General features: G+C 29.1%; 9 protein-coding genes. 1 reads left to right on the top strand and 8 read right to left on the bottom strand.

The genetic code is table 11. The annotated features are described in order from the left end of the window. Positions 1 to 100: 100 nt before the first annotated feature. The 7 genes from HMPREF3186_RS00590 to HMPREF3186_RS00560 all read right to left on the bottom strand — a co-directional run bounded on the left by HMPREF3186_RS00590 (position 101) and on the right by HMPREF3186_RS00560 (position 7,275). The gene (locus tag HMPREF3186_RS00590) at positions 101 to 1,285 is read right to left on the bottom strand and encodes a MalY/PatB family protein (protein WP_060913443.1); all 1,185 of its coding nucleotides are present in this window, start codon (positions 1,283 to 1,285) and stop codon (positions 101 to 103) included. Between the two features lie 12 nt (positions 1,286 to 1,297). Beyond that, entirely contained in the window at positions 1,298 to 2,383 is a 1,086-nt protein-coding gene (locus tag HMPREF3186_RS00585; RefSeq protein ID WP_084812623.1) for an aminotransferase class I/II-fold pyridoxal phosphate-dependent enzyme, read from the bottom strand. A 183-nt stretch (positions 2,384 to 2,566) separates the two neighbouring features. Beyond that, positions 2,567 to 3,109 (bottom strand): DUF998 domain-containing protein, encoded by a 543-nt coding sequence (locus HMPREF3186_RS00580; RefSeq protein WP_231724126.1) that lies wholly within the window; start codon positions 3,107 to 3,109, stop codon positions 2,567 to 2,569. 167 nt (positions 3,110 to 3,276) lie between these two features. Beyond that, positions 3,277 to 4,257, bottom strand: a complete 981-nt coding sequence (gene holA / locus HMPREF3186_RS00575; protein WP_060913440.1) for a DNA polymerase III subunit delta — start codon at positions 4,255 to 4,257, stop codon at positions 3,277 to 3,279. Beyond that, a complete protein-coding gene (locus HMPREF3186_RS00570; RefSeq protein ID WP_060913439.1) occupies positions 4,257 to 6,182 on the bottom strand; it encodes a ComEC/Rec2 family competence protein in 1,926 nt (641 codons plus the stop codon). Before HMPREF3186_RS00570 ends, holA begins: the two co-directional genes overlap by 1 nt. Beyond that, positions 6,182 to 6,643, bottom strand: coding sequence for a ComE operon protein 2 (locus HMPREF3186_RS00565; protein ID WP_003145233.1), 462 nt, complete (start codon positions 6,641 to 6,643; stop codon positions 6,182 to 6,184). The genes HMPREF3186_RS00570 and HMPREF3186_RS00565 overlap by 1 nt, the downstream gene beginning before the upstream one ends. 2 nt (positions 6,644 to 6,645) lie before the next feature. Then, positions 6,646 to 7,275 (bottom strand): helix-hairpin-helix domain-containing protein, encoded by a 630-nt coding sequence (locus tag HMPREF3186_RS00560; protein ID WP_060913438.1) that lies wholly within the window; start codon positions 7,273 to 7,275, stop codon positions 6,646 to 6,648. A 164-nt stretch (positions 7,276 to 7,439) separates the two neighbouring features. Here HMPREF3186_RS00560 and HMPREF3186_RS00555 point away from each other — a divergent pair, with 164 nt between their 5' ends. Further along, positions 7,440 to 7,808 (top strand): PH domain-containing protein, encoded by a 369-nt coding sequence (locus tag HMPREF3186_RS00555; RefSeq protein WP_003145152.1) that lies wholly within the window; start codon positions 7,440 to 7,442, stop codon positions 7,806 to 7,808. A gap of 77 nt (positions 7,809 to 7,885) precedes the next feature. Here the strand turns inward: HMPREF3186_RS00555 and mnmA are convergent, their stop codons facing one another. Then, complete coding sequence (mnmA, locus tag HMPREF3186_RS00550) at positions 7,886 to 8,998, bottom strand: tRNA 2-thiouridine(34) synthase MnmA (RefSeq protein ID WP_060913437.1); 1,113 nt, start codon at positions 8,996 to 8,998, stop codon at positions 7,886 to 7,888.

Below are 8,998 nucleotides of genomic sequence, written 5' to 3'. Positions count from 1 at the left end.
TTTCTCCATGCCCCGAATTTGACAAAGAGCCTTTTTTTATTACAACTAATAAAATGAAGAACCTAGAGAAAATCTCTAAGTTCTTCATTCTTAATTAATTCTAGTTATTACAATTTTTAATTATTCTGTTAATAGCCTCTTTAACATTTTCTGGGTTAGTCGCTAGATTTATTCTAATATACTTGTTATAACCTTTACCAAACCAATGTCCAAAATCAATTGCTAGGCCACATTCATCTTGTATGAATTGTTTTGTTGTTTTTCCATCTAGTACTTTTTCTAAATTCACTAAAACTAAATATGTACCTTCTAGCGGATATACCTTAATCTCTGGAACTTTTTCTGCAAGGGTATCATGTAGTAAATTATAATTATATAATACTGTTTCCTTCAAGCCTTCAAGCCATTCATGACCTTCTCTATAACCAGCTTCTAAAGCAATTTGTCCTAGCAAGCTAGGTTCCGCTTCTAAGTTCTCTTTTTTATACGCATCAAAGACTTTTCTTACAGTATCATCAGGAATTAATATAGTTGCATGAACTAATGATGCAAGGTTAAATGTTTTTGAACCTGAGTTAGCAACAATAAGACGATGATTATATTTTCCATCTTCTAGTGCTAATGCAGAAATTTGCTTATGATTATTATATGTAAAATCTTGATGAATCTCGTCAGATAATACTAGAACATCATATTTTTCACAAATTTCAAACACTCGTTTTTGTTCTTCTAACGTCCATACTCTACCTACCGGATTATGTGGTGAACAGTGAATATATAATTTTACATTGTTATCACGAATTTCTTTCTCAAATGTATCGAAATCTATTTTAAACTTACCATTCTCCTCGAGCAACGGTGATTCAACTAGTTTTCTACCACTATTCCTAATAGAATTAGCAAATGGATAATATACAGGCGGCATAATTATAACTGAATCTTCTTTTTTGGTATATGCGTGAATCACCCATAAAATTGCTTGAACGATACCAGGAGCAAATCTTATCCATTGTTTTTCTACATTGATATCGTATTTTTGCTTATGCCATTTTTTATATTGATCATAATAACTTTCAGGCAACTTAGTATATCCGAAAACTCCATGATTTACACGTTCAATCAACGCTTCTCTTATACTCTCTGGAGTTTTAAATTCCATATCAGCTACCCACATAGCAAGAAGATCTTTATCTCCAAATCGCTCCTCTAAAGCATCCCATTTTAAACTATTTGTATTTTTTCTTTCAACGTAATACTTATTTACAAATTCTTCTACTCTACTCATTATTTCTGTCCTCTATACTTCTAAAGCTTGTGCAAAATCTTCTAATAAATCTTCAATATCTTCAACACCTACAGATATTCTTAATAAATCTGGTGTTAATCCATAAGAAAGACGTAATTCTTCTGGAATATCGAAATGTGTTTGAGTTGTAGGATAAGTAACTAATGTTTCTACTCCACCTAAACTTTCAGCGAAAGTTGCTACTTTTAACGAACGTAAAAATTTATCAATTTTAGAAGCATCATGAAGTTTAAAGCTAAGCATAGCTCCTTTTTTTGGATACAGAACTTCTTTAACATTTGGATTTTTTTCTAACTCTTCTGCTAATTTCATTGCATTTTTCTCTTGTTGATTAAAACGTAATGGTAAAGTTTTTAAACTTCTAACGAATAACCAACTATCAAACGCAGATAATACCGCACCTGTTGTATTAGAAATCCAGGCTAATCTCTCTCCAATTTGTTCATCATTAGTTATTACAGCTCCAGCTAAAATATCGTTGTGCCCTGTTAAATATTTTGTAGCTGAGTGAACAACAATATCAGCACCAATAGTTAATGGTTTCTGTCTTAATGGTGTTAGTAAAGTATTATCTACTATTAATAAAGCATTTTTTTCTTTAGCAATCTTAGCAACTTTTTCAATATCAACTTCTTGCATTAATGGATTAGTTGGTGTTTCTATAAATACAGCTTTAGTATTTTCTGTAATTTTTACTTCAAGATCTTCTTCGTCTGTAAAATAAACAAACTTCTGTGCACCTTTACGTTCAAGTTCATCAAAATACCTAAAACTTCCACCATATAAATCTCTAGAAACAAGAAATTCACTATTTAATTCAAATAATTCAAAGACTAATTGAATTGCACTCATACCTGAACTCGTTCCTATCGCACGACACCCTTCTTCAAGTTCGCACAATCCTTCTTCTAAAATTGTACGAGTAGGATTTTTTGTTCTTGTGTAATCATAACCCGTACTCTCACCTAGTCCAGGATGAGCATATGCTGTAGATAAATATATCGGAGTTACAATTGCTCCCGTTACTTTGTCTTTTCTATTTCCTAATTGAGCTAATTTAGTTTCAATTTTCTTCATTAAACAATACCTCATTTTATTAATTTCTTTTCAATGTTACTATTATAACATTATATTTGTTCAGAATAAACTAATTTATCTGAATTTTTTGTTTTTTTCTGAATATTTTTTAATTAAGTAACTTCAATTATCTGAAATAAAAAAATCGTTTGAATCTGATTCAAACGATCTTTCACTTAATTCTTACTTCTTCTTCAAAAATACAATACCCGTTATCAATTGCCATATTGTTATTGGATAAACAGTCATTCTTTCATAAATAGCTACAACTTCTGAAAGATTATTATTAATTGCATTATTCATAAATCCTGCACTAACTAACCCTATAGTTCCTAGTAATATAGAAACAGCACCGTATTTTTTATTTTCACTGAATAACGCTACCCCACTAATCAGAGCTGTAAAATTCCCACCTAGAAATGATAATCTTGCACCTAAACCATGGAGTCCATCTTCACTAGGAACACCACCTTGATATAATCCCACCAATACACTTCCAATAGCAAAAATTAACGGAGTTATTATAAACAGAAAACCAAACCTTCTTATTTTTAGTTTTTCAAATACTAGTAAATAATATGCAATAAAAAAACCAATACCCGTTACAACAAAGTCGATATTCATAAGAATAGCTAATTTTGAAAATCCATTTGGGACCCCGTCAACTACTAGATGCGGATAAACCCCTAACGAACTAATAAAGTGCTTTGAATATACTTCCCCCAAAGGAAAGCCAGTACCTACTGCTGCGATGAATTCACCTATTACATAGAGAATGCCATTTAATATAAATAACAAAGCTCCAACATGAATTATATTTTTTTTATTATCTCCTCTACAACATAATTATCCTTATTTTAGCATAATTAGTATAGAATTACAAAAACACGGTGCTATTTTAGCTCCTCAATTAGTTTATTAATGAACAAATCTAATATCAAATATTTATCCATATATGAAGATTTCAATAACTTATCATAATCAGCAGCTAAAATTAATGTCTTCATAATCTTATCCACACTATAATTTCTAATACCTTGTGCTGCTAGTTGTACTCTATATGGATGAACTCCTAATTCTCTAGCTATATCTTTTTGTGAATAGTGTTCATTTAACAGAACCTTTACTTTATAATATATTCTTAATTGTCCACTAATAAGTGATAATAAGAAAATCGGTTCCTCTTTTTTTAACACTAAAGAATTGTAGACTACTCTTAATTTCGAATAATTTTTCCCGAATAACTCATTAGTTAAACTGAATACATCGTATTCTAAACTTCTTGTCGCTAGTAATTCGATATCTTCTCTAGAAATTACTTTCTTCTCATCGCAATAAAGAAGTAGTTTTTCTAATTCTTTTTTTATATTAGCAAAATCTAATCGTGTATAATTCACAAGAAATTCTGCATCATCTCTTGAAATTTTCAAATTTGCATCAGCAACAGTTTTCACTATATAACTAGATATTTCCTTTTCATCAAAATTTGAAAATTCCTTAACTTCTCCTACTTCTTTAATTTTCTTTATAAGTTTTTTTCTACTATCAATCTTTTCAGAAATCTTTAAAATCAATACGACTTCTTCACTAATATTATCCAAATAACTTATTAATGTATCCACATTGTGCTCTACTTTAATCTTCTTAGGTTTAGCAAGTAGGAAATTACAATTTTCTGCAACTACTACTTTTTCATTCCCAAATAAACCACTGCTTCTACATTCATATACTAAAGACTCCAATGTATTTTCGTGCATATTTATTTTTACATAGTTAAATTCATCCAAGTCTTTTAAATACTTTTTAGCTATACTCTTTTCATAATCATTAATGGCTTCAAAATTTTCACCATATATTACATAGACATTTTTCATTAATTATCTACCTCAATTTCAAATTCAGAATCCTTATTCTTTACTCTAACTTTTTTATTATGATAATAAATAGTACTCTTTCCAAATTTCATCTCTGTATCCTCTTTAAGGACAATATAATCAATTTTTTTATACTGCGCCATGTCCTTTACTTCTTGTAATTTTTTTTCTAGACTATCTATTACAACAACTTTCCCAACCAGGTCTTTTGCTAAAAGATCTGGGGAATATCCACTCTTGTTCTTTTTCACAGAAGTCAAAAGCAAATAATCAAATTTATTTTTTCCTTCATAATTTAAAAGCAAATCGTACTGATTTATTATATCATAATCCTTATCTTTTTTTCTGTAATCTGTATAAAAATTTTGAATATTATTAGATGTATTTATTAATAGATTATTCTTATTTTCTCTAATATATAAAACACTCTCTTTCCCTATTTTTACATCTTCGGTATATGATTTAGGCGTATATATTGCTCCTAAACAAATTAAAATTATCATAAGAACTCCATAAATAGCATTCATATATTTGAATTTATTCAAGTTTATCAATATTGATAAAACAACAATAAATATAACTATTATAAGAAATATGTTTAACTTACCTATGCGAATAGGTTGAGCTATTAAAAACAACTCCTGAATTTTATCGAATATATTGAAAGCAATATTTAATATTGGTCTACAAATAATATTAAAAACTTGGACATTTATTAGGAATACAAGGTAGCTAAAAATAACTAAAGGAAAAATCACAACACTAAAAATTGGTACTAGGATAATATTACTAAATACAGAAATATAAACAATATTATAAAAATTATACATTAATATCGGAATACTTGCTAATGTAGAAATTACACTGATTCTAAGAGCACTATGAAATTTATTCTTAGATTTTTTAATATAACTTTCAGACATCAGTAGACTAAATGTAATTAAAAATGATAATTGGAAACCGATATTAAAAATAAGTAATGGATTATACATTATTAATATTAGAAAAGTAAATAGCAAACTGCCCAACTTATCTATATTTTTTCTTCTAAGCAAGATATAAAATATAATCATAAAACCTGCCCTAAGAACAGATGCACTAGCTCCGCTAAGTAACATATACAATGGAACTATAATCAAGATAATTTTCTCTATATAATCAACACTTACTCTAAATTTTAACAAGATAAAGTAAATTAGAGAAATGAGTACACCTATATGTAACCCTGAAATAGCTAATAAATGACTTGTTCCTAAATTTTTAAAAGAATTTATGTCATCTTTTAATAAATATCCTTTATCCCCGAAAATTAAAGCCTGAAAATAACCACTTTTATCAAAAGTAAGTTCTCTATTAATTTGTAAACTTAATTTATTTCTAAGTGTTAAAAATTTAAAATACATTGCATCTATATTTTTAACATCATGAATTTCGTTAATAGTTAACCTTTTAAAGATTCCTCTATTCTCATTATATTTTTTATAATCAAATGAATAAAAATTAGTCTTTTCTGAAATATCTTCTATATTAGCATTTACTAATAGTTTCCCACCCCAAAATTTTTCTTTAAAAAATTTCTTTTCTTCTTCACTCTTGACTATATAACTCACCAGCATCTTTTCATCTGAAAGATAGCCAATAGAAGACACATACGCTCCATTAACATCAAATCTATCAGAAACTACTAGTTCTAAATTTTTATTTTCAACATTAACAAGATGAGTAATGTTATTCTTTTGTTCATATGCTCCCCGAATAAAAAATACTAAGAAGACTATTACACAAATAATAGTTTTCCTAGCATTAAGATTTTTATTTTTCCAAGTTATTAGTAGAAAAATAACAATACATAGCATAGATATTACTACATTAAAGTTTAATAATATCGCCCCTAATGCTAGTAAAGAAAGTTGTAAGTAAAACATTACTTATTTAGTAACCTTTCAACCACATTGTTTACGTCGTAATCTACTTTTCTTACGACAACCCCTGATTTTTCTAATAACTCTCGAGCATATTCATTATTTCTATAATCATTTGCATAGCAAATTTCTTTTATCCCCGCTTGAATTATAGATTTTGTACAATTCAAACATGGGAAATGTGTAACATAAATTGTCGCACCTTCAGTTCCAACACCGAACTTAGAACATTGTAAAATAGCATTTATCTCAGCGTGAATTGTTCTTACACAATGCCCTTCTACTACTTTACAACCAACATCTATACAATGTTCATCCCCTTTAATTGAACCATTATAGCCACCTGAAACTATTCGTTTGTCTTTAACTATCGTCGCTCCAACAGATAATCTGCTGCAAGTCGATCTAAGTGATAATAGGTGGCTTTGAGCCATAAAGTACTCATCCCAACTAATTCTCTGCATAACTATACCTCTATTTTATCTTTAATTTTCTCAAAAGTAGATTTTCCTATGCCTCGTACTTTTGTAATATCTTCTTTCTTTTTAAAATCCCCATTTTTTTCTCTATGTGCAATTATTGCCTCCGCCTTTGTTTTTCCAACTCCTGAAATTTTCATAAGTTGCTCTTTATTAGCAGTATTAATATTAATCACATCTGTATTAGATGAACTACTACTATCAGATATTTGCTTCGGCTTTTCACCATGCTTAAGGACATAAATAACCATCTGATCTTTTACTTTTTGACTCAAATTCAAAGTAGAAGTATCAGCATCATCCAAAAGTCCACCGGCTTCTTCTATTAAATCTTTTACCCTTTTATCTTTTGTCGTTTCAAATACCCCAGGATGTTTTACTGCACCTTTCACATCAACAAAAATCTTTTCATCGTGTTTATCTTCAGCTTTTTCATCCTTATTATTAATCTCATTACTTGTATTAGAAAAACTAACACCGCTATAATCTTCTGTTTTATTTTGATTAAAATAAAACAAACCACCGATTATTAAAACAAGACTACACACAAATGCCAAAATAATAGATTTAACATTTTGTCTAAAAAATAATACGACATCTTCCTTTTTAATATTCATATGTCTCTCCCCCTAGTACCTATATTATATCATTAAATTTATTATATTAGTACTGAAAACCTAATTATAATATATTATTTATAATTCATGTATTTTATGTTATACTGATAAAAAATCACAAAATTCAATCAAATAATTAATTTTTTTTAACAAGGAGAAACATTATGGCTAACGAAATGAATTTATTAAACTGGACATTTTTCAGAGAAGTTGCTATCCCGCAAGATATTGCAAACTTATTGATAAACGGTGAACAGCCTGTTGCTGCATTTGCGACAATAAGAGACGTTGCTGTATTTACAGATAAAAGACTTATTGTAAAAGATGCACAAGGAATTACAGGGAAAAAAGTAGAAATCTATTCACTACCGTACTCTTCAATACTAATGTGGTCAACTGAAAATGCTGGTAAAATATTTGACTTGAATGCCGAAGTAGAGCTTTGGACTAAAGTTGGTAAAATAAAAATTAATCTAAAAAAAGACATCGACATTCGTAGATTTGATACTTTACTAGCTCAATATATACTTTAATCACAAAACTTAGAAGAAATGAACTAAAAATCCTAAAAATTAGAGTTTTTCTCTAACTTTTAGGATTTTATTAAATATTACAGTTGAAGTTTTTCTCCATTTTTATATACTTCGTCAATAATTGCTCCACCTAGACAAACATCTCCATCATAGAAAACAACCGCTTGTCCCGGAGTAACCGCACGTACTGGTTCTTTATAGACAACTTTTACTTTATTATCTTCTAATACTTCTACTTCTACCTCAGTATCTGGTTGACGATATCTGAATTTTGCAGTACATGTGAATTTATTAGGTTGTGGATTTTTCGTTGTAAATGATAGTGAACTTGCTAGTAAGCTATCTGAATATAGTTTTTCATTGTGGAATCCTTGGCAAACATACAATACATTATTTTCAAGATCTTTACCACATGCAAACCATGCTTCACCTTCTGTATCTTTAGTTCCACCAATCCCTAGTCCGTGACGTTGACCGATTGTATAATGCATTAAACCAATGTGTTCTCCACGGACATTACCATCTAAGTCCACCATTTTACCACTTTGAGCTGGTAGGTATTGAGATAAAAATTCTCTAAAGTTTTTCTCACCGATGAAACAAATACCAGTTGAGTCTTTTTTCTTCGCTGTAGCAAGACCCGCTTCTTCTGCAATTTTACGAACATCTTTTTTCTCAAGTTCTCCTACAGGGAATAAAATATTTTTAATTTGGTGTTGTTTTAATTGAGATAAGAAGTAAGTTTGATCTTTATTATTATCAACACCACGTAACATTAAACGTTCTCCATCAACATCTTTAACTCGTGCGTAGTGCCCTGTTGCTACGTAATCCGCACCTAAATCTTCTGCATATTCTAAGAAAACTTTAAATTTAATTTCTTTATTACACATAATATCTGGGTTAGGTGTACGACCTTTTTTGTATTCATCTAAGAAGTAAGTAAATACTTTATCCCAGTATTCTTTTTCAAAGTTTATAGAGTAATAAGGAATATCTAATTGTTCACATACTTTAATTACATCTTCGTAATCTTTTTCTGCAAGACAAACTCCTCTGTCATCTTTTTCTTCCCAGTTTTTCATGAAAACACCGATTACATCATATCCTTGTTGTTTTAGAAGATATGCTGTTACTGATGAATCAACTCCACCACTCATTCCAACTACTACTTTTTTGTTGCTATTCAT

The sequence above is a fragment of the Gemella haemolysans genome (genome assembly GCF_001553035.1).
GTDB classification, from domain to species: Bacteria; Bacillota; Bacilli; order Staphylococcales; family Gemellaceae; genus Gemella; species Gemella haemolysans_B.
The sequence above is the reverse complement of the archived record's forward strand: the minus strand, read 5'-3'. Positions and strand labels throughout refer to the sequence as shown.

Excerpts from the sequence above, each read along its gene's own strand:
- HMPREF3186_RS00590 (WP_060913443.1), bottom strand. The coding sequence starts at position 1,285 with ATGAGTAGAGTAGAAGAATTTGTAAATAAGTATTACGTTGAAAGAAAA.
- HMPREF3186_RS00585 (WP_084812623.1), bottom strand. The coding sequence starts at position 2,383 with ATGAAGAAAATTGAAACTAAATTAGCTCAATTAGGAAATAGAAAAGAC.
- holA (WP_060913440.1), bottom strand. The coding sequence starts at position 4,257 with ATGAAAAATGTCTATGTAATATATGGTGAAAATTTTGAAGCCATTAAT.
- HMPREF3186_RS00570 (WP_060913439.1), bottom strand. The coding sequence starts at position 6,182 with ATGTTTTACTTACAACTTTCTTTACTAGCATTAGGGGCGATATTATTA.
- HMPREF3186_RS00565 (WP_003145233.1), bottom strand. The coding sequence starts at position 6,643 with ATGCAGAGAATTAGTTGGGATGAGTACTTTATGGCTCAAAGCCACCTA.
- HMPREF3186_RS00560 (WP_060913438.1), bottom strand. The coding sequence starts at position 7,275 with ATGAATATTAAAAAGGAAGATGTCGTATTATTTTTTAGACAAAATGTT.
- HMPREF3186_RS00555 (WP_003145152.1), top strand. The coding sequence starts at position 7,440 with ATGGCTAACGAAATGAATTTATTAAACTGGACATTTTTCAGAGAAGTT.
- mnmA (WP_060913437.1), bottom strand. The coding sequence starts at position 8,998 with ATGAATAGCAACAAAAAAGTAGTAGTTGGAATGAGTGGTGGAGTTGAT.